Origin of the sequence: Cohnella xylanilytica, assembly GCF_014212175.1 — a bacterium.
Lineage (GTDB): Bacteria > Bacillota > Bacilli > Paenibacillales > Paenibacillaceae > Cohnella > Cohnella xylanilytica.
On record NZ_JACJVR010000029.1, the window covers coordinates 45,919 to 65,758 of the forward strand.

At 61.9% G+C, this 19,840-nt stretch carries 20 protein-coding genes; 9 read left to right on the plus strand and 11 right to left on the minus strand.

What is annotated here, in order from left to right:
• Positions 1–88: 88 nt before the first annotated feature.
• From H7B90_RS08495 to H7B90_RS08505, 3 genes are all read left to right on the plus strand, one after another.
• Positions 89–724 (plus strand): TetR/AcrR family transcriptional regulator, encoded by a 636-nt coding sequence (locus H7B90_RS08495; RefSeq protein WP_185135425.1) that lies wholly within the window; start codon positions 89–91, stop codon positions 722–724.
• 83 nt (positions 725–807) lie between these two features.
• A complete protein-coding gene (locus H7B90_RS08500; RefSeq protein WP_185135426.1) occupies positions 808–1,296 on the plus strand; it encodes a hypothetical protein in 489 nt (162 codons plus the stop codon).
• Positions 1,293–1,790, plus strand: coding sequence for a hypothetical protein (locus H7B90_RS08505; RefSeq protein ID WP_185135427.1), 498 nt, complete (start codon positions 1,293–1,295; stop codon positions 1,788–1,790). Before H7B90_RS08500 ends, H7B90_RS08505 begins: the two co-directional genes overlap by 4 nt.
• 74 nt (positions 1,791–1,864) lie before the next feature.
• Here the strand turns inward: H7B90_RS08505 and H7B90_RS08510 are convergent, their stop codons facing one another.
• Both H7B90_RS08510 and H7B90_RS08515 read right to left on the minus strand, forming a co-directional pair.
• Entirely contained in the window at positions 1,865–3,268 is a 1,404-nt protein-coding gene (locus H7B90_RS08510; RefSeq protein WP_376701723.1) for a catalase, read from the minus strand.
• Between the two features lie 114 nt (positions 3,269–3,382).
• Positions 3,383–3,661 carry a winged helix-turn-helix transcriptional regulator gene (locus tag H7B90_RS08515; protein ID WP_185135452.1) on the minus strand — a complete coding sequence of 93 codons (279 nt, stop codon included), beginning with the start codon at positions 3,659–3,661 and terminating at the stop codon, positions 3,383–3,385.
• A 183-nt stretch (positions 3,662–3,844) separates the two neighbouring features.
• Between H7B90_RS08515 and H7B90_RS08520 the strand changes: the two genes are divergently transcribed.
• Positions 3,845–4,750 carry an NAD-dependent epimerase/dehydratase family protein gene (locus tag H7B90_RS08520; RefSeq protein ID WP_185135429.1) on the plus strand — a complete coding sequence of 302 codons (906 nt, stop codon included), beginning with the start codon at positions 3,845–3,847 and terminating at the stop codon, positions 4,748–4,750.
• Between the two features lie 323 nt (positions 4,751–5,073).
• Positions 5,074–6,288 (plus strand): DEAD/DEAH box helicase, encoded by a 1,215-nt coding sequence (locus H7B90_RS08525; protein ID WP_185135430.1) that lies wholly within the window; start codon positions 5,074–5,076, stop codon positions 6,286–6,288.
• A gap of 341 nt (positions 6,289–6,629) precedes the next feature.
• On the opposite strand, the gene H7B90_RS08530 is transcribed toward H7B90_RS08525, so the two are convergent.
• A complete protein-coding gene (locus H7B90_RS08530; protein ID WP_185135431.1) occupies positions 6,630–7,214 on the minus strand; it encodes an Hcp family type VI secretion system effector in 585 nt (194 codons plus the stop codon).
• A 314-nt stretch (positions 7,215–7,528) separates the two neighbouring features.
• Between H7B90_RS08530 and hisS the strand changes: the two genes are divergently transcribed.
• The 3 genes from hisS (at position 7,529) to H7B90_RS08545 (ending at position 10,920) form a co-directional block, all read left to right on the plus strand.
• Positions 7,529–8,845 carry a histidine--tRNA ligase gene (gene hisS, locus H7B90_RS08535; RefSeq protein ID WP_185135432.1) on the plus strand — a complete coding sequence of 439 codons (1,317 nt, stop codon included), beginning with the start codon at positions 7,529–7,531 and terminating at the stop codon, positions 8,843–8,845.
• Between the two features lie 108 nt (positions 8,846–8,953).
• On the plus strand, positions 8,954–10,342 hold the full coding sequence (thrC, locus tag H7B90_RS08540; RefSeq protein WP_185135433.1) for a threonine synthase: 1,389 nt from the start codon (positions 8,954–8,956) through the stop codon (positions 10,340–10,342).
• A 107-nt stretch (positions 10,343–10,449) separates the two neighbouring features.
• Positions 10,450–10,920, plus strand: coding sequence for a DUF2691 family protein (locus tag H7B90_RS08545; RefSeq protein WP_185135434.1), 471 nt, complete (start codon positions 10,450–10,452; stop codon positions 10,918–10,920).
• A gap of 110 nt (positions 10,921–11,030) precedes the next feature.
• Here H7B90_RS08545 and H7B90_RS08550 read toward each other — a convergent pair whose 3' ends face one another.
• From H7B90_RS08550 to H7B90_RS08560, 3 genes are read right to left on the minus strand one after another with little or no spacing between them, the layout of a single operon-like run.
• On the minus strand, positions 11,031–11,945 hold the full coding sequence (locus H7B90_RS08550; RefSeq protein ID WP_185135435.1) for a glycine betaine ABC transporter substrate-binding protein: 915 nt from the start codon (positions 11,943–11,945) through the stop codon (positions 11,031–11,033).
• Complete coding sequence (locus H7B90_RS08555; RefSeq protein WP_185135436.1) at positions 11,938–12,780, minus strand: ABC transporter permease; 843 nt, start codon at positions 12,778–12,780, stop codon at positions 11,938–11,940. Before H7B90_RS08555 ends, H7B90_RS08550 begins: the two co-directional genes overlap by 8 nt.
• Positions 12,770–13,984, minus strand: coding sequence for a quaternary amine ABC transporter ATP-binding protein (locus H7B90_RS08560; RefSeq protein WP_185135437.1), 1,215 nt, complete (start codon positions 13,982–13,984; stop codon positions 12,770–12,772). Before H7B90_RS08560 ends, H7B90_RS08555 begins: the two co-directional genes overlap by 11 nt.
• Before the next feature lie 234 nt (positions 13,985–14,218).
• Here H7B90_RS08560 and H7B90_RS08565 point away from each other — a divergent pair, with 234 nt between their 5' ends.
• The gene (locus H7B90_RS08565; RefSeq protein WP_185135438.1) at positions 14,219–14,779 is read left to right on the plus strand and encodes a GbsR/MarR family transcriptional regulator; all 561 of its coding nucleotides are present in this window, start codon (positions 14,219–14,221) and stop codon (positions 14,777–14,779) included.
• 63 nt (positions 14,780–14,842) lie between these two features.
• On the opposite strand, the gene H7B90_RS08570 is transcribed toward H7B90_RS08565, so the two are convergent.
• The 5 genes from H7B90_RS08570 to H7B90_RS08590 form a co-directional block, all read right to left on the minus strand.
• Positions 14,843–16,045: a stalk domain-containing protein gene (locus tag H7B90_RS08570; RefSeq protein WP_185135439.1), complete on the minus strand. Its 1,203-nt coding sequence runs from the start codon at positions 16,043–16,045 to the stop codon at positions 14,843–14,845.
• Between the two features lie 54 nt (positions 16,046–16,099).
• Positions 16,100–16,573: a hypothetical protein gene (locus H7B90_RS08575; protein WP_185135440.1), complete on the minus strand. Its 474-nt coding sequence runs from the start codon at positions 16,571–16,573 to the stop codon at positions 16,100–16,102.
• An 80-nt stretch (positions 16,574–16,653) separates the two neighbouring features.
• Entirely contained in the window at positions 16,654–17,595 is a 942-nt protein-coding gene (locus tag H7B90_RS08580) for a polysaccharide deacetylase family protein (protein ID WP_185135441.1), read from the minus strand.
• The gene (locus H7B90_RS08585; RefSeq protein WP_185135442.1) at positions 17,564–18,922 is read right to left on the minus strand and encodes an MFS transporter; all 1,359 of its coding nucleotides are present in this window, start codon (positions 18,920–18,922) and stop codon (positions 17,564–17,566) included. Before H7B90_RS08585 ends, H7B90_RS08580 begins: the two co-directional genes overlap by 32 nt.
• A 593-nt stretch (positions 18,923–19,515) precedes the next feature.
• On the minus strand, positions 19,516–19,840 hold a 325-nt coding region (locus H7B90_RS08590), incomplete at its 5' end, for a topoisomerase C-terminal repeat-containing protein (RefSeq protein ID WP_185135443.1).

Here is a 19,840-nt window from a genome sequence, read left to right on the forward strand (position 1 = left end):
GGCCGGAATGCTCATTACTGAACACGCCGGATCGGGTCTGTCGATTATCCATAAAAATTCTTTTTGCGGGAAGAGAAGGAGGGTTCGCATGAAGGAGAAGCCCGTCGATCGCCGGACGCTTCGAACGAAGAAGCTGCTGCGCCAGGCGCTGGTGGAGCTGATGGAGGAGCACGGCTTGGAGAGGATTACGGTGAGCCAGCTGACGGAGCGCGCCGACGTCAACCGCGGAACGTTCTACCTTCACTATAAGGACGTCATCGACCTGCTCCAGCAGATTCAGGAGGAGGTGCTGGGGAAGCTGTCCGAGCTCGGGGACGAGATCGACGTTCGCGATCTGATGCGGGCCGCCGAACGGGACGAACCTTATCAGGCGATCGTCAGGATTCTGGAGCTCTGGCAGCGGAACGCCGACTTCTGCGGCTTGATGCTGGGACCGCGCGGAGACCCCTCGTTCGTGCTTCGCGTCAAGGGATTGATGCAAGCCAAGCTGTTCGACAAGCTGTCCGACATGATTCCGCCGGAGCAGCAGGACAAGCTGCAGGTGCCGCGCGAATACTTGATCGCCTTCGTGTCCTCGGCCAATGTCGGCGTCCTGCAGCACTGGTTCGCATCCGGCTGCCGGCAGACGCCGCGGGAAGTCGCGCTGATCATGACCCGCCTTATCAATTACGGCCCGCTCGCCTCCACCGGCCTCGTCAAGAGCGGCGGCTCTTCCAAGCCTTGAAGCGCCAATCGGACATGAGTTGGGGGATTATGGAGCAGAATATGAATCCCATCCTAACTTAGGACCGAATGGACTGAAGCTCATTGGCGCCGATCGCCATCCTGATTCTCGTCATCTTCATCTGCGCGTTGCTGCTGTTCTCGCTGCGGTACGCCAGGACCGTCCTGCATCCCGTCGAGATTGTCGCCGGCTGGCTGATGTTCGGAGCCGTATCCGAGCATTGGTTCTATGTGATTGCGCTGGTCTGGAAGCGGATCTCCTTCGACAAGAACCTGACCGTCATGTCCGCTCTTATTCTTACGGAGGTCGTCCTGCTCCCCAGCCTGACCGTGTGGATGTTGTTCGGCTGGTTCCACGGCCGCCTTAACCTCTATCAGAAAGCGATGGCCGCGGCCTGGTGGCTCCTGCTGGCATTAGGGACGGAGTATGCCCTCCATGCGCTGGGGCTGACGACTTACGTCCGGTGGAACCAGGGAATGATGCTGGCGGATCGAACTTCGAGGTTGGCCGCGACGCTCGCCTTCGCTCACTTGTATCGTTACCTGCTGAGACGGGAAGGGAATGTACGATGAATCTGCCGACACGATTCGACGCCAACGAGTGGTTCATCCTCGTCGCGAGCGTTCTCGTCTACTCGTTGATCTTCTCTCTGCCCCTACGCTTCCCCGTCTCGCTGAGCATCGTTATTTGGCTGTTCAACCTGTACGTCGCCAATTTCGTCGATTTCATGATCGCGACCAAGCCGCTGAATCTGTACAATATCAACGACGGGCCGGATTATCAGCTCTTCGATCTGCTGATCTATGTGCTGCTGTACTCTCCGACGGCTTATCTGGTTATCTATTCGTACGACCGATGGAAGCCGACGGGCTTCAAGCTCGCATTGTACATAGTCGGATGGGCGCTGCTCACGACCGGCCTGGAGTGGTTCTCCATGTTCTTCCACGTTTATAAATTCACGGGTTGGCGGCACCTCTACTCCATCCCGACATACGCGTTGGTGTACGCAGCGAATCTTGTCCTGTTCCGGCTGCTTCGCCGCTGCTATTCCGCGAGTCCGCGTTAGCGCGTTTGATCGACTAGCAAGCGAAAACCGGCCCTCCATCCGGAGAGCCGGCCTCGCTCATGCCGCTGTTCGAATCAAGACGACCCTTCGGCATAGACGCCGATCTGCCGGGTCACCCGCTCCCCCAGCTCCGGCGAAGCCTGGTACAGATAGCCCAAGACGACTCTCTGCGTCTCCGGGGAGATCCCCGCCAGATCGGCGGCAAGATTGTCGACCAGGCGCTCCTGATGCACCGGCGTCAGCGAGCGGTAATACTGGCCGGCCTGCGTGAAGTCGTCGGTCTTGGGCAGGTCCGACCGCACGAGGCGGCCCTCCACGTGCCGGCCTTCGCCGCTGGTGGCGACCGAAGCGGGCGTCCAACCCGCCTCGCCGTTGATCGGAATGCCGCGGAACTCGGGCCCGAGCCGATGACGCTGCGAATCCCAATAGATGTTGGCGCGGCCTTGAAGCATCTTGTCGTCCGACAATTCGACCCCGTCCAGCAGGTTGGACGGCGAGAAAGCCAGCTTTTCCACCTGTTCCTTGTAGTTGTCCGGGTTGCGGTTCAGCACCAGTCGGCCGACCGGCAGCGGAGGATATTGCCGTTCGTCCCACACCTTCGTATCGTCCAGCGGGTCGAAGGGCAGCGCCGCTTCGTCCTGCGGGTTCATCAGCTGCACGTACAGCCCGTACTCCACGTTCGTGCCCCTCGCCAGCGTATCGTACAAGTCCTTCCCCGCGTAATCCGGATTCTCGCCGGCCAATCGGGCCGCTTCCCGGCTGTCGATGACCTGCTCCCCGGCGAGCGGCACCCACCGGTACTTCACGTACGTCCGGACGCCCTGCGCGTTCCGCCACACATAGGTGTTCACGCTATGCCCCGGAAGGTGGCGAAAGCTCTTGACCGTGCCCGCGTCGGAGTACAGCCGGACGACGAAGTGCGTGGCCTCCGGCGCCCGCGCCGCGAAGCTCCAGAACCGCTCGGGATCGATCAGGTTGTTGACCGGCGAAGGCAGCAGCGAGCGGATCGCTTCCGGGAACCGGATCGGGTCTCGCACGAGGAACACGGGGATGTGGTTGAACACCAGGTCGAAGACGCCCTGCTCCGTGTAGAATTTGGCGGCGAATCCCCGCACGTTGCGGGAGGTATCCGGCGTCCCCTTGTTGCTGACGGCGAGAGAGAATCGAACGGCGACGGGAACCTGCTGGCCGGGGGTCTGGAGGAAGCTGAGCTTCGTGTAGGGCGCCATCGAGTACACCGTCTGAAAATAACCGAAAGCCCCGAAGCCCTTCACGTGTACGGGCCTCTCCCGAAGCTTCTCGTGGACGAACGTCTCCAGCGTCTCGTGCAGAAGGCTGTCTTGTTCCAGGACGGGGCCTCTCGGCCCGACCGTCTGCGAGTGCGAAGCCGGCGGCCGGCCTCCCGGATGCGGAGCGGAAGCGGAGCCTGGCTGGGAATGGCCGTTCCACGCGCGGTCGCGGGCGTTCTTGTCGTTCATCACCCTACCTCCCATAGAATCGCGAGCCCATCTCTTCCCCTATTTGTATGCGGAGCTCGCCGGGCGGTATGCCTTCAAGCAGGATCCGGTTGCATGGTTATCGACACAGACGGTTCAAGATCGCACTCGATTTAAATGGTTTTTCCCCCATCGTTCGAGACAATCCAGAACAGGACCAAGACTTTTGCCATGCTCTGTAAGCTTGTACTCGACCTTGGGCGGAATTTCCGGATATACGGTTCGTTGGATGAGTTCGTGATTCTCCAATTCGCGCAAATGCTTGGTCAGCATTTTTTGTGTAAGTCCGGGGATAAGCTTCGGAAATTCGCAAAAACGGATCGTCCTTTTTCTCAGATGACACAAAATCAGCAGACTCCATTTGCCGCCGATCATGTTCAGCGTTACGTAAGCGGCATAATCGTGGTCTCTGTTTTTCACGGCTTGCGCCTCCTCTCTAAAAACTTACTTTTTGGAAACTACCGCGATAAAAAGTGCCTACTTAACAAGCTTGCGGGTTCCCCTTATCGTAATGAATGTGCATTCTATTTTTTTCCATTATAAAGGGAGGCTTCTCAAATGAACAAGCAAGCGTTCGTAACGGGGGCGACGGGCTATATCGGCGGGTCGGTCGCGCTCCGATTGCTTCAGGCGGGCTATCAAGTAACGGGCCTGACTCGAACAGCCGAGGGAGCCGCCAAACTTAGAGAGTCGGGCATCTCGCCAATTATCGGTTCGTTAAACGATTACGAGCCGCTCATACAAGCGGCGAAGGAAGCCGACATCGTGGTCAACGCTGCGGATTCGGATCACATCTTCGCGGTGACGACGTTGCTTACGGCGTTGGAAGGAAGCGGCAAGACGTTCGTGCATACGAGCGGTTCCAGCATTGTCGGGGACAAGGCGGCGGGGGATTACGGCAGCAAGGTGTATCAGGAAGAAATCATCGACCCGCTCCCTGAAAAAGCAGCCCGCGTCGCGATCGATCGGACGGTGCTCGCCGCCGCCCATCGCGGCATACGCTCGATAGTCATTTGCCCGACATTGATCTACGGCGCCGGTTACGGCATTCACAAGGACAGCATACAAGTTCCTTGGTTGATCGATCTCGCATTGGAGCGCGGTGCGGCTTGCCATATCGGAAAAGGCGAGAATATCTGGTCTCACGTTCATATCGATGACCTTGTCGAGCTTTATCTATTAGCGGTGGAGCAAGCGCCGGCGGGTTCCTTCTATTTTGCCGAGAACGGCGAAGCCTCGATGAGAGAGATTTGCGAATCGATCAACCGGGCATTCGAATTGGGGCCGATAACGAAGAGGATGAGTCTGGATGAGGCGATTAAGAAATGGGGCCCTGAAGCCGCGCACTTTGCTTTCGGTTCCAATAGCCGCGTTCGCTCGGCAAAAGCGCGGAAAATGCTTGGCTGGAACCCGAGAGGGACTGCGCTGTTTGAAGAAATCGAAAACGGGTGCTACAAAAAGTAAGGCGCTTTTCCCCGGATTCATAAAGCGTACCTGTCGAAGAGTCATCGCAGATGGCGCTACCCCTCCCTTCACTTTCTGACTAACCGCAATATGAGGCAAGCAAAATGTCGCCCGTTTCGGGCGACTTTTTGGGTTGCTTCGCCCTTCCTCCCCCATTTTTCAAGCCTTAAGGCCTCCTCCGTTGATTTAACCGCCTTTTTCGCGCACAATATGAGGCAGACCGCAGCGAATTCCGGCAGAGCCCGGCCAATTGTGGTAAAGTGGAGGGAACGCCTTCTAAACCGACCCAACTATCCGATCGAACCGAACATAAAGGAGACCTTATGAATTTCGAACAATTGAACCTCATTCCGCCTATTCTCAAGGCGCTCGCGCAGGAAAACTACACGAAGCCCACTCCGATCCAGGAGCAGGCGATCCCGCCCGTGCTGGCCGGCCGCGACCTGTTCGGCTGCGCGCAGACGGGCACCGGCAAGACGGCGGCCTTCTCGCTGCCGATCATCCAGCTGCTGAGCGAGCAGCAGCCCCGGCCGAACGTGCCGCGCCCGATCCGCTCCCTGATCCTGACGCCGACGCGCGAGCTCGCCATTCAGATCTACGACAACATCAGGGCGTACAGCCGCTTCACGCGGCTTCGGAGCGTCGTCATCGTCGGCGGCGTGTCTCAGAGGGCGCAGGAGCAGCAGCTCGAGCAAGGCACGGACATCCTGATCGCCACGCCGGGCCGCCTCATCGACCTGATGAACCAGGGGTTCGTCGACCTGCGGCACGTGCAGATTCTCGTCCTCGACGAGGCCGATCGCATGCTCGACATGGGCTTCATCCACGATATGAAGCGGATCATCGCCAAGCTGCCCGCCAAGCGGCAGACGCTCTTCTTCTCGGCCACCCTGCCGCCCGAGATCACGAAGCTGGTCGACTCCCTGCTCACCAGCCCGGTCAAGGTGGAGATCACTCCGGTCTCGTCGACGGCGGAGCGGATCGAGCAGTCCGTCTACTTCGTGGACAAGCCGAACAAGCTGGCCCTGCTGACTCTGCTGCTGCAGGACAAGTCCATCGAGTCGGCGCTCGTCTTCACCCGCACGAAGCACGGGGCCGACCGCGTCGTCCGCGGCCTGACGAAGGCGAAGATCACGGCGCAGGCGATTCACGGCGACAAGTCGCAGAACGCCCGCCAGGCGGCGCTGAACAACTTCAAGAACGGGACGACCCGCGTGCTGGTGGCGACCGACATCGCGGCCCGGGGCATCGACATCGAGGAGCTGTCGCACGTCATCAACTACAATCTCCCGAACATTCCGGAGACGTATGTGCACCGGATCGGCCGCACCGGCCGGGCGGGCCACAGCGGCATCGCGATCTCCTTCTGCGAATACGAGGAGCTGCCGTACCTGAAGGATATCGAGAAGCTGATTAAGAAAAAAATCCCCGTCGTCGAGGACCACCCGTACCCGATGGTGATCACGTCTCCTCCGGAGAAGCCGCCGGCGCCGTCCGCGCCGCCGAGACCGAACCGGAAGGCGCCCGCGAGAAGATAGAGCAGGCGCGAACCGCTCGCTGCCGGTGCTGCAATCTCCATTTTGGCGGTTGCAGAGCCAATGCCGCGCGTTGATGATGCTGTAACCTCCATTTTGGATGTTACAGACCCCAAACCACGTGCTGTCGACGCTGTAACCTCCATTTTGGATGTTACAGACCCCAAACCACGTGCTGTCGACGCTGTAACCTCCATTTTGGCGGTTACAGATCTCATACCGCGCACGAGTTGCTTACCGTGCCACGCATGCCGAACGGGCTGTCCCTTAGGGACAGCCCGTTTTTTGTCAGCCGGCGCCTTATGCGCCATCTCCAGCACGGCGGCTCGGCCGCTCCGGCCCGATTACGTCTTCGCGTTCTTGGCGAAGTTCCAGCCGCCCTTGACCGGGGGCTTCTTCGCGCCCGCGGCGTCCTGCCCGACGTAGCTGAATTCGACGGCCGCGAACGACAGCTTGATCGTCTCGTTCAGGTCGTCGAATCGGTAACCGGCGACGACGACGTCCTTCAGGTTGATCGTCAGAATGGGGTCCGCCCCTTCGCCCGTCTTCGGGACGAACGCGATCTGACCATTCTTCACGTGCTTGCCGGAGAGGGAATACTCCAGCAGGGGAACCGACGAGCAGTCGACCTGCTTGGCGACCTCGAAGCTATCCAGCGAAGGCTTCCCCGCCCCCGCTCCCGAGCCTTTGACGGGAGCCGCGGCAGCCGCGGCATTCGAGACCCCGAACTCGACCCCGGCGAGCTCGATCCAATCGGCATACTTGTCGGACGTTGACTCGCCGCAGATGCCGTCCAGCTTCAGGTAGATGTTATATCGGCTGCTTGCGGGCGGGTTGTCGGGTTCGGGTGCGGCTGCGGATAGGGCGCCTGAACTGATCGACAGCAGGCAGACCGTTACGACGGCCAGCAATAATGCTTTCATTTTCATTCGGAATCATCCCCTCCGATACGTATTTATCGCTGTAGCTATCCTATTCCCGGCCTCCCTTCGTTAGCCTAGTTCTTGAACATCGCTTCGCTATCCGCTATAATGGCTCCAACGATGAAGGGAAGGGGATCGGTTCCATGAACCCGATCGTACTTGGACAACTTCATTACCATTACAGGCAGCGTTAGCACTCCTGAGGAACATTCAGGGAGGGCTAACGCCATTCGCGTTGGCCTCCCTGCGGCATCCGACGCGCAGGACCAAGAGGTCCTGCGCGTTTTTTTATTTATTCTCAGGAGAGAGGAATGGGGAACATGCAGAATGTCAAAGGAACGTTCGACTTCTTCGGCGAAGAGCAAGCGCTGCGAGGCCGGGTTCAAGCCGTCTTGCGGGAGGTGTTCGAGCTCTACGCCTTCACCGGGATGGAGACGGCGATCTTAAACGAGCTTACGCTGCTGACCTCGAAGTACGCGGGCGGGGACGAGATCCTGAAGGAGATGTACAAGCTGAGCGACCAAGGCGAGAGGCGGCTCGGCCTTCGCTACGATCTGACGATCCCGTTCGCCAAGGTCGTCGCGCTGAACCCCGGCCTCCAGTTCCCCTTCCGGCGCTACGAGATGGGCAAGGCGTTCCGGGACGGACCGGTCAAGCGAGGGCGGCTTCGCGAATTCGTCCAATGCGACGCGGACGTCGTCGGCATCGCCGGCCCCGAGGCGGAGGCCGAGCTGCTGCTGCTGGCGGCCGAAGCGTTCCGCCGGCTGGACGTCCCGGTCCGGATCCGGTGGAACAACCGGCGGTTCCTCGGCGAGACGCTCGCCGCGGTCGGCGTACCCGCCGACGAGACGGCATCGGTCATGCTAACGCTCGACAAGCTGGAGAAAATCGGCGCGGAAGGCGTACTGGCCGAGCTGGCCGACAAAGGAATCGAGCCCCGGACAATCGGCCGAATCCGCGAGCTTCTCCGCGCCGAGAATCGCCCCGGCCTGATGGAGCGGAGCCCCGGCCGGTTCGAACGGATCGCCGACCGACTCGATCTCCTCACAAGCCCCGGAGCCCAAGAGGTCGCCGCCCTTCAAGCCCTGCTCGAGCGGGTCGGGCTGGGCGAAGATTGCGTCTTCGACCCGTTCCTCTCGCGCGGGCTCAGCTTCTACACCGGGACGGTGTACGAGATTTTCGGCGCGAGCGGGGACTTCGCCTCGAGCCTGGCCAGCGGCGGGCGCTACGACGCGATGATCGGCAAGCTGCTGGGGAGAGACGATCTGCCGTTCCCCGCCGCAGGCCTCTCGTTCGGGATGGAGTCCATCCTCGCGATCCTGCGCGATCGTCCGGCCGCGATGCCGCCCGCCGCGCCGCCGGTGCCGGTCATCGCGATCGGGGACGCCGTCGCCGAGACGCTCCGGACGGCCGCCCTGCTGCGGGCGGAAGGCATTCGCGCGACCGTCGAGACGGGCGGACGGAAGCTGAAGAAGGCGCTGGCGGCCGCGTCGGAGAGCGGAGCCCGCTTCGCGATTCTGATCGGCGAGACGGAGAAGGAGCTCGGCCAGGTCGTCCTCAAGGACATGGCCGACCGGACGGAGCGAACGGTGGACGTCGAGGAAGCGATTCACGTCCTTGCGAAGGCCCTGCTGTGACGCCCCCCTGGGCCAAGATTCCGCCGCACAAAATCAGCGCAAAGTTAAGCACGGTTCCGTTTTTTTTGATACAATGATTGAAAATCTCTCACACGCAAGGGGATCGTTATGGAATACATCAGCACTCGGGGGAAAGTAGGAGCCATCGGCTTCGTCGATGCCGTCCTGATGGGACTGGCCGACGACGGAGGCCTCCTCGTTCCGAAGCATATCCCGCAACTATCGGCCGACACGCTCGCCCAGTGGCAGAAGCTCTCCTATCCGGAGCTGGCGCTCGAGCTGTTCTCGCTCTACGTGGACGGGGAGATCCCGCGCGAAGACCTGAAGAAGCTCGTGGACGACAGCTACGCGACGTTCCGCCACGAGGAAGTGACGCCCGTCCGCCGGGTGAACAACAACCTGCACATCCTGGAGCTGTTCCACGGGCCGACGTTCGCCTTCAAGGACATCGCGCTGCAATTCCTCGGGAACCTGTACTCGTACATCTCCCGCCGGACGAACTCCATCATCCATATTCTCGGCGCGACGTCGGGCGACACGGGCGCATCGGCGATCGAAGGCGTCCGCGGCAAGGAAGGCATCAAGATCTGCATCCTGCATCCGAACGGCAAGGTCAGCAAGGTGCAGGAGCTGCAGATGACGACGGTGGACGACGCCAACGTGCTCAACCTGTCGGTCGAAGGCAACTTCGACGACTGCCAGCGCATCATCAAGGAGCTGTTCGCCGACGTGGCGTTCAAGCAGCAGTACCACCTGCGCGCGATCAACTCCATCAACATCGCCCGCGTCCTGGCGCAGACGGTGTATTACTTCTACGCTTACTTCCAGCTCGCCAAGCAAGGGCAGGCCGGCAAGGTGAACTTCAGCGTTCCGACGGGGAACTTCGGGGACATCTTCGCGGGGTATTTGGCTAAGAAAATGGGCTTGCCGGTGAACAAGCTCATCCTGGCGACGAACGAGAACAACATCCTGGAGCGCTTCGTGAACGAAGGCGTCTACCAGCCGGGCGAATTCCATATGACGTACAGTCCGTCGATGGACATCCAGGTCGCGAGCAACTTCGAGCGTTACCTGTACTACTTGTACGGGGAAGATGCCGCGACGACGGCGACGCTGATGGACGGCTTCAAGAAGGAAGGCAAAATCGCCATCCCGGCCGACAAGCTGAAGCAAGTGCAGGCGGACTTCGTCGCGTACGGCGTGCAGAACGACGAGTGCCTCGCGACGATCGGGCAGTACCACGACGAGTACAGCTACCTGCTCGATCCGCACACCGCTTGCGGCGTCGCCGCCTCGGAGAAGAATACCGCCGCGGATGAAGTAACGGTCGCGCTGTCGACCGCGCACCCGGCCAAATTCAACGAGGCGATCGAGCTGATCCAGATCGAGCAGACGTTCCCGCCTCAGATCGAAGCGCTGTTCGAGAAGCCGCAGCATCAGACGCTCGTCGGCGGCTCCAACGACGAAGTGAAGGCGGAGATCCTGAAGTTCTTCTAAGCCGCATGAGAGTACGCAAAAATGACGCCCAACCGCGAGCCGGTTCGGAGCGTCATTTTCTTGTGGGGAAGGCGATAACGACGGCATAGACAGGAGGCCGAGAAAGCTTGCGAAGAGGCATCCAATTCGAAATTCCCAATCGGGACGGAACGCTGCTCGGCGACGTTCTAAGCCCCGTGGACATGGCCGCATACGATTGGCTCATCGGAGACGGGGAAGAATATCGCCTCGCGGACGGCAAGCTCGAACCCCTCTGGCCGGAAGGTTGGACGGCGAATGCGATCGACGGCCGGCGGCTTCGGAACCTGTTGGCCGACACCGCGGCCTACGTGATCTTCGCCGATCTGAAGGCCTATCCGAAGGGCCGAGAGACCAAGAACGTCGCCGCTTACGAAGAGTTCCTCGCCAGCGGCTGCCAGCTTGTTCTTCTTGTCGTCGACTGCGCGTATACGGCGATCTACGCGAAGGACCAAGAGCTGCTCGAACGGCTGTACGGCAACGCCCAAGAGCGGGGGTACGACAGGGTCCAATGGATCACCGACGACAACGACTTCCGGACGAAGCTCTCCGTATGGTAACAACTCGAGGCTGCGCAGAGGCGGGCGGATAGACCGCCGCCCGACGAATAAGCCCCGGCCGCATCTCGCGAGCCGGGGCTTGCCGCTGCTTCAGGCAGCCGATATTCCTCTTACTTCGTCTTCAAATCCTCGATCGAGCTAATCTCCATGTACTCCGGAACGACGAGGCCGAGCTTCGTGCCGATCAGGTTCGCGCCCAGGTCCTCATACTGCCCCTTGTACTTCTCGAAGTAGTCCTCGTGCGTCGTCGGCAGCCAGGCGGCGACCATCGCGTCCGCGCTTCCGTTGGCGATGCCGGCCCACATCGGACCCGCCTCGACCTGCATCAGGTCGACCTTGTAGCCGAGCCGCCCCTCCAGCACCTGCTTCACGACGTTCGTGCTGGCGATCTCGGAATCCCAGGCCACGTAGGCCAGCTTCAGCTTCTTGCCCGCTTCGCCGGGCAGCTCCTTCACCCATTCGTCCGCCTTGGCGGCATTGTCCTGCACCCACTGGGCGGCCGCTTCCGCCGGATCCTTGCCGTCCGCGATCGCCGACATGACGACCGCCATCTCGTCCGGCGTCCATTCGAACCGGTCCAGCATCGCGTAGGCGGAAGGCGCCGCGTCCTTCAAGCCGTTGCGAACGACCGTATGGATCTCCTCGTCCTTGCCGTACGTGCCCTTCGGGTCCTCCAGGTACTTCAGCTTGTACTTGGCGAACATCCAGTGCGGCGTCCAGCCGGTGACGATGATCGGCTTCTCGTCCTTGTACGCCTTGTCGAGCGCCGCGGCCATCGCCGCGCTCGAGCCTTCGACGAGCTTCCAGTCGGACAGCTCGTAATCCTTCAGCGCCTGCGCCGTCTGCTTCATCAGGCCGGCTCCGGGGTCGATGCCGACGATCTCGCGCTTCACTTGATCGCCGACGCTTCCGCCGCCGGCCTCCGCGGAATCCCCCTTGGAGCATCCCGTCAGCCCCGTCAGCGCCAGAACGCCGGCCAACCCCGCTATCATCAACGCCTTCGTCGCGCGCTTAGTCCTATACATTCGACCCTCTCCTTTTCTTCTTCACGATGTTCTGCGTCATTCGATCGAGCACGATGGCGAGCACGACGATCGCGAGGCCGGCCTCGAAGCCTTGGCCCGTCTTGATCTGCGTGACCGCCCCGTAGACGTCGGCGCCGATGCCCTGCGCCCCGATCATCGAAGCGATGACGACCATCGACAGCGACAGCATGATCGTCTGGTTGATCCCGGTCATGATCGACGGCATCGCCAGCGGGATCTGCAGCTTGAACAGCTTCTGGTTCCGCGTGGAGCCGAAGGCGTCCGCCGCTTCGACGAGATCCTCGGGCACCTGGCGGATGCCGAGGTTCGTCAGCCGGATCGTCGGCGGCACCGCGAAGATGACCGAAGCGATGACGCCCGGCACGACGCCCAGGCCGAAGAAGGTGACGGCCGGAATCAGGTAGACGAAGGCCGGCATCGTCTGCATGAAGTCCAGCAGCGGCGTGAGCGCGCCGCGCGCCTTGTCGCTCTGGGCGCACCAGACCCCGAGCGGCACGCCGACGACGATCGAGATAAGCGCCGCCGTCAGCACGAGCGCCAGCGTATCGACCGTGTGATCCCAGTAGCCGAGATTGTCGATCAGCAGCAGGCCCACGGCCGTGAACAGCGCGAACTTCCACTTACCGAGATAGTAGGCCAGAGCGGCGGCCAGAACAATGAAGACAAGGACGGGAATCCAGTGGAACAAGTCGGCGATTCCGTTCACGACGCCTTCGATGCACATCGAGACGAAGCCGAACACCGGCGACAGCCCCGATTCCAATGCGTCGACGACGCTCTCCACCCACTCGTCGAGCGGCAGCTTAGGAAACATCGCTTCGCACCTCCTCCGCATCGGCCTGAACCGGATGACCGGCCAGCGCCCCGAGAACGGCTCCCCGCACGATCACGCCGATGACGCGGCCGAAGTCGTCCACGACGGCGACCGGGTGCTTCGCGCTCGCGCACACCTCGAACAGCCGGTTCAGCAGCCAATCGGGCTTCGCGACGGGAACGTCGCGGATGACGATGTCCTCCAGCCCCTTGCCTTCCCGCACGGCCGCCGAAGCGTCCTCCGCCGTGATGACGCCGAGCAGCTTCCGCTCGCGATCGACGACGAACAGGTTCGAGATGCCGCTCTCGCGCATGAGCTGCAGGGCGACGCGAGGCCCGCGGTCGAGGCCGATCGTCTCCGGACGGCGCATGACCGACGAAGCGGTGAGCACCTTCGACAGGTCCACGTCCTCCACGAATCGCTCGACGTATTCGTTAGCCGGATTCATCATCACTTCCTCCGGCGTGCCGATCTGCACGACGCTGCCGTCCTTCATAAGCGCGATCCGGTCGCCGATCCGCAGCGCTTCGTCGAGGTCGTGCGTGATGAAGATGATCGTCTTCTTCATCTTCACTTGCAGCTCCAGCAGCTCATCCTGCATCTCCTTGCGAATGAGCGGATCGAGCGCGCTGAACGCTTCGTCCATAAGCAGAACGTCCGGGTCGTTGGCCAGCGCGCGGGCGAGGCCGACCCGCTGCTGCATTCCCCCGCTCAGCTGGGAAGGCAGGCTGTTCGCCCAATCGGCGAGGCCGACGAGCCGCAGCGCGTCGAGCGCCTTCGCCCGTCGCTCCGCCTTGGGGACGCCCTGCACCTCAAGGCCGTATTCCGCGTTCTCCGCCACCGTACGGTGCGGGAACAAGGCGAACTTCTGGAACACCATGCCGATCCGCTTCCTCCGCACGCGGAGCAGATTCTCCTTATTCATTTTCACAATATCCTCGCCATGAACGAGGACGCTGCCGCGGGTCGGCTCGATGAGCCGGTTCAGCATCCGAACCAGCGTCGACTTCCCGCTTCCGGACAGTCCCATGATGACGAAGATCTCTCCCGGCTCCACCGCGAACGACACGTTATTCACGCCCACCGTGTGCTTCCTCTCGCGATAGATCCGTTCCTTCGGCCACCCTTCGTCCAACAGGCGAAGCACCGATTCCGGGTCGGGACCGAAGACTTTGGTTACCTGGCGCACTTCAATGATCGCCATTCGTTCACCCCTTTCTTCCAAGCTCTCTCCGGCTATGCCTATAAGTGTAAAAACAAGGGAGCGAATATGTCAACGAAACTTTCCGTTTTATCCGTTCGTACAGTTATTTCTGTACAAAGTATGCTCCCGAATGCTCCGTTTTCCTCTTTATTTCAACTTTCGGACTTTCTTTACTTTGTCTGGTTTGTTTTTTACAATAGCGATGTACATCACAAAGGTAAGGTGAACGAACGGATGGAACGTAGCGAGGATTTGACCCCGGAACAGGAACAAGCGTTGCTCAAGGCGAGGAAGAGAGTCATCGAGACGATCGGCAACAACATGGAACTGTACGGGATAACGCAGTCCACGGGCCATCTGTACGGACTTCTGTTTTTCCAGAACAAGCCCATGACGCTCGACGAGATGGGACGGGCCATGGAGATGAGCAAGACCAGCATGAGCACCGGCGTCCGCACGCTGGTCGACCTGAAGATGGTGAACAAGGTCTGGGAGAAGGGCTCCCGGAAGGATCTGTACGAGGTCGAGCTGGACTGGTTCCAGACGTTCGCCGACTTCTTCTCGCTCAAGTGGCGGAAGGCGGCGGAGATGAACCTGCACGCGCTGCGCCGGACCAAGTCGGAGCTGCAGGAGCTGGCCGAGCGGTATGCCGGCGACGAGGCGTTCCAACATCAACTGCAAGCGGATCTGTCCAAGATCGACGAGGCGATCCGTTACTATATATGGCTGAACCGGCTGATCGAGACGTTCGAGTCGGGCGAGATTTTCAAGCTGGTTCCGAAGGATATGGGTTGAGGGAAAAAAAGAAGAAGCCCCGAGCTCCGCAGACGCGGAACCGGGGCTTCGTTCGTCTCGCCGTTATTCGGCCTCGACCGTGATCTCGGCCCACTGCGTGGAAGCCGGGCCGTTCTCGGGATAAGGAATGTACTTCGGGCTGTCGACCGACAGCAGGTAGTGTCCAGGCTCCTTCACTTCGATCGAGCCCGCGAACTTGCCGTCCTGGATCGCCAGCTCCGTCGTGGCGACGACCTCGTACACCCGATGGCCGAGTCCGCCGCTAGCCGGCGCGTACTTCTGAAGAACAAGCGTGACGGTGTCGAAGTTCGGATTGTCCTCGAGCAGCGCTCCCGCCACCTCGATCTTGTCTCCCGGCTTCGCCTTCACGTAGCCGGACTTCGGCGCGGTCAACGACAGATGCGTCTTGCCTTCCTCCGTCAGGGAGACCGGCACCGCCTGCGGGTCGGCGACCTGTCGCAGCACGTTGAAGTCGGCGGTGCCTCCCGAGACGGCGTAGAGCTGCAGCGGATTGAGACCCGGCCGCAGGCTCGCCGTGAACTCCATGCGGTTATACGAGCGCCCGTCCAGGGAGAGGCCGCGGTCCTTCAGCTTGCCGGTCCCTCCGCCCCAGCCGCCGGCGCCGTACGACGACAGGAACTGCGGCGGATACATGTCCTGCTGGTACAGGACCGTGAACGTCGTCGTCTCCCCGTCCGTTCCCCAGCTCGGCACCAGCGCGTCGATCCTCTTCTCGCTCCAGCTCCAGGTTACGGTGCCCTGCGAAGCCGACGCGAAGACGCCCAAGTAGGAGAGCGTCTGCACCGGAATATAAGTCAGCCCGTTCTCGGCGAACGGGACCGGGATCTTCACGTCCCCGAACGGCTGCCCGGCCGCGTACACCCGGTCGGAGCCGAGCCGGAACGTCAGCTCCTGAACCGGAGGCGACACCTCCGGCTTCATGACGACGCGGACCTCCCGCTTCTTCCCGTCCCAGGTCACCGAAGCGGCGGCTCCGCTGTCCCGCAGCAGGCGCAGCGGCACGAAGACGCGGCCGTCCTTCGCGATCGCCTTGGCCGCCTGGACCGGCTGCCCGTCTAGCGTCGCCTTCGTTCCGGCCAGATCGAACTTCAGCTCGTGCTTCACGCGGTACATCTTCGCGATATCCGTCTTCGGGTCGCCGAACGTTCCCGGGGGCTCGTGCCCGCCCGTCATGGCCGACGCGCTCGCGCCCAGACTGAAGGCAGCCAGTACGGCGGCTATTGTCGCGCTCAGGATTCTCTTCATTCTCGCACCCTCCCGGCTTCGTCGTTCTGCAAGCTAGTCTTCCTAGTCTTCCTCTTACGCCGTCAGCCCAGCCGGTTCGGCCGTATCGACCAACAGCGAGATCACGTTCGAGGGCAGCTGCCACACCTCGTCCCTCCCGGGATTCCGAGGATAGATCTTGCCGCCCAGCGAGCTTGGGCCCGGCCGGAGGTCGTTCAGTTGGAACGCGCTCGGCTCGCTCCCGCCGAGGAACCGAACCTCGTACAGGGCGCCCATCGGCTCCGGATCTCCGAAATAAGAGCGGGGAGCCTGCTTCAGCTTGTCCAGAATCTCCGCGACGGTCCGCGGATCGCGCAGCTGCGGGGGCGTCACTTCCCGACCGTCGGAATCGTACACCCGAATCTCGGTCGCCCCGTTCGGAACGGGAAATCCGTACCTGCGGCCGTTCTCGATCTCGTCGCGGTGCTCGCCCCGCCACAGCCCGTAGAAGCTGATTCCGACGGCGATCGCTATGAGGATGATTAACCCGATCGCGGAAGCCTGACGCATATCCCCGACCCCTCCTCGTTCTAGCCTCTACAGGCTAGACGAATCGGAGCCGGGTTCGGTTGCAACGGGCGGGGAATCGCCTACGCTTTGGGGCTCCTGCCGAGCAGAAGCATCTTCGCCAGCGCCGAAGCCGCCCGCGCGCGCGACCTGCCCGGTCGCTCCCGGACGTGGCTGTAGCGGGTCAGCTCGACCCCGGCGTCCTTCATCGCATAGGCGAATTCGTCGTCGAGCGCGAGCCGGTATTCCCAGACGCGCTTCTCCCACGACGGAATCTCCCGCTCCAGCCGTTCGTCGGGCACGGCCGGATGGATGTACGTCTCGCTCACCCCGTCGGGGAGATCGTACAGCTTCGCGATCATCATAGCGCGGAACGATTCGTACGTCTCCCCCTCCTCGACGTGATAGGGATGGCTGAGGAGATAATCCGGCAGCCCGACGCCGAGCGTGTCCGCGAGAGCGACGGCCTTCTCCAGCGTACGCTGGGCCTCGTCTCCCGCGGCCGCGATCTTCGCCATCATGGCGTCCTTCAAGTAGAAGCGGCGGAACAGCCGGAACGGAAGCCCCCGGCGGGAGCACTGCCAGAACGCCAGGGGAAGGTAGCTTCTTCCCGTGGCGGTCCCGTACAGGCTGCCCATGTGGTTGTCGACGTGCGAGATCCGGACGCCGGATCGCCGCGCCGCCTCGAACTGGGCGGCCATCTCCCGCCGGACCGCCTTCGGATCGGCGCCGCGCTCGAACTCCTCGACGGTGTGGTACATGTATTCGCTCCCGTCGTGAAGGGACGGATGCCCGGTGAGGCTCCGCCACCGCAGGGCGTCGTATTCGCTCGTGAACGTCAGGTGCAGCCCGACGTTGTCGGCCCCCCGTCTTCGGCACCATGCCGCCGCTTCCTCGAACGCGGGAGCCGGCGTCATGATCGTCGCCGAAGACACCTTCCCTTCCTCGAGCAGATGAATGATCGCCTCGTTGGCGGCCCGGGACTGCCCGAAGTCATCGCAGTTCAGAATCAATTTTTTGCCCATGTTCGCCACTCCCCGCTCTTCTCTTGTTGTCCAGGCCCTTCGTCGTATCCGTCGGCTCCCCCAGGTCCTTCATGAACAGAGAGATCGCGAACGAGATCGCCAGCAGCAGGAGAGGAACGACGCTGATCAGCACCCGGAACGTCGTCTCGGGACGAGGGCCCGGGTCGTCGCCGCTCACGTAGCCGAAGATCATGCCGACGATCCAGAACGCCAGCGCCGAGATGAGCCCGCTCGACCGGGTGATGAACCCGCCCACCGCGGTATAGACGCCTTCCCGGCGGCGTCCCGTCTTCTCGGCGTCGAGGTCGATGATCCGGCCGCTCAGGACGGACGGGGTGACGAGGAAGCCGGCCATGCCGAAGCCGACGACGATGCCGGCCGCGATGCCTCCGCCGAGGCTCTGCCCGAACCAGAGCGGAATCGCGGACAGCCCGTAGACGGCCAAGGCCAGCTGCCAGCCGCGAAGCCCGCCGAGCCTCCGGACGAGGGAGTACCAGACCGCGACGAGCGGGACGATCGACACGAAGACGGCCGCCATCAGAATGGACACCTGGCTCTCGGGAATCTTCAAGGCGTACTTGGCGTAGAAAGGGATCATCGAGGCGAGCAGCCCGTTCACCGTCTGGGCGAACGAGTTGGCGATGTGGAAAATCCAGAACGGCTTGTTCTTCAGCGTCTCGCGGAACGCTTCCTTGAGAGGAAGCGGCGGCTCCTTGCGGGCTTCCTCGTTCTCGCGGACGGAGAACGCGAACCAGAGCATAAAGACGGCGAAGACGACGGAATAGACGACGGCCATCGGGCCGAAGCCGATCGCGTCGTAGACGATGGGCGTAAGCGCGGTGCCGATGAGAACCGCGACGATCTGGTACGCCTGCTGGACGGCCGACGCCTTCGCCCGCAGCCGGTCGCCCCGGAACAGCTCCGGGAACAGCGCGCCGTAGTTGACCCACAGAATCGTCGCCACCCCCTCGAACAGGATGAGCGCGGTCAGGAACCAGACGAACAGCCCGGCGTCCCCCATCCCTCCCGGGGCGGAGAACACCAGGATGAAGGAGAGCATGAAGAACGGAATCGCGGCGAAAATCCAGGGGCGTCTGCGGCCGTGACGGGTATTCGTGCGGTCGGACAGGTAGCCGGCCATCGGGTTGTTCACGGCGTCCCAGATCAGGTAGATCGTGCGCGCGATCGTCGCGAGCCCGATGCCGAGGCCCAGCTTCTCCACGTAGTAGTAGCTGTAGAACGCGCTGAACGCTTGGCTCGGAACCATCATGGCGAACATGCCCAGCGCGTAGGCGGCCGGGGAATTGAGGAACGGTCGGCTCTTCATCGGTCTTGCCCCCATGGACCAGTGTAGAAGGCAGCTTGCATGAACCGCGGTTGGAGCGTTCTGGTGTGCACGGATGTCGGCAAATGCCAGTGTCGGTGTCGGTGTCAGCGTCGGCGTCTAACGGGACGCGGGCTGCGAGTCGCATTTGTATCGATTATACAGCGATCGGGCGGTTTGGAGAACGTTTACATTTTCTCTTCGGCGTTCAGAGTCGCTTCTCTTTGCGAAGATCGTGTCGTGCCTGTTTCGACCGGAGGAGGAGGCTAACGAATCGAGGAGACGCAATTTCGTCCAAAATGAAGGATTTTCGCCTCTAATGAATCGTATAAGCGCCATTTCGTTCCGGAAGCCCGTTCTGGCCCCGGGTGGACCCGAATAAGATCGCTGGGGTTCGTNNTAGCGTCTCCTCAGTTCGTTACAGAACGGGGCGGGGCGTATGAACCCGAAAGAAGTTCGTTAGCGAAAAAACAGGGCGAAGCTTGTTCCCGCCCTGTCTCGAATAGCTTATATCACGCGCCGGCTCAAGGGCCGAGGGCCGAACCAGCAGACAAGGCGACCCCGCAGGCCGCGATGGTCGCCTTGTTCTGATGCCGTTATTCCCGCTCCAGCGCCAGCTCGCCCGTGTTCGGGTTCGCGAGCGCGATGCGCGCTTCGTACGATTCGCCCGACGCGTCCTTGAACTTGAGCTTGCCGGTCTTGCCCTTCTCGATCAGGCTGCGAACCATGGCGTCGGTGAGCGTGCGGCCCAGGCTCGACTTCCAGATGACGAAGGAGCACCCGGTCTTGTAATGGCTGCAGCCGTAGCCCTTGCGGCCGAGGAAGATCTGCCCGCCGCAGCCCGGCCGCGGGCAAGCCCCCACGACGGTCGGCCCCGAGGCCGCGACCGTCGCTTGCGCGGGCGCGCGGGCGGCCACCGCC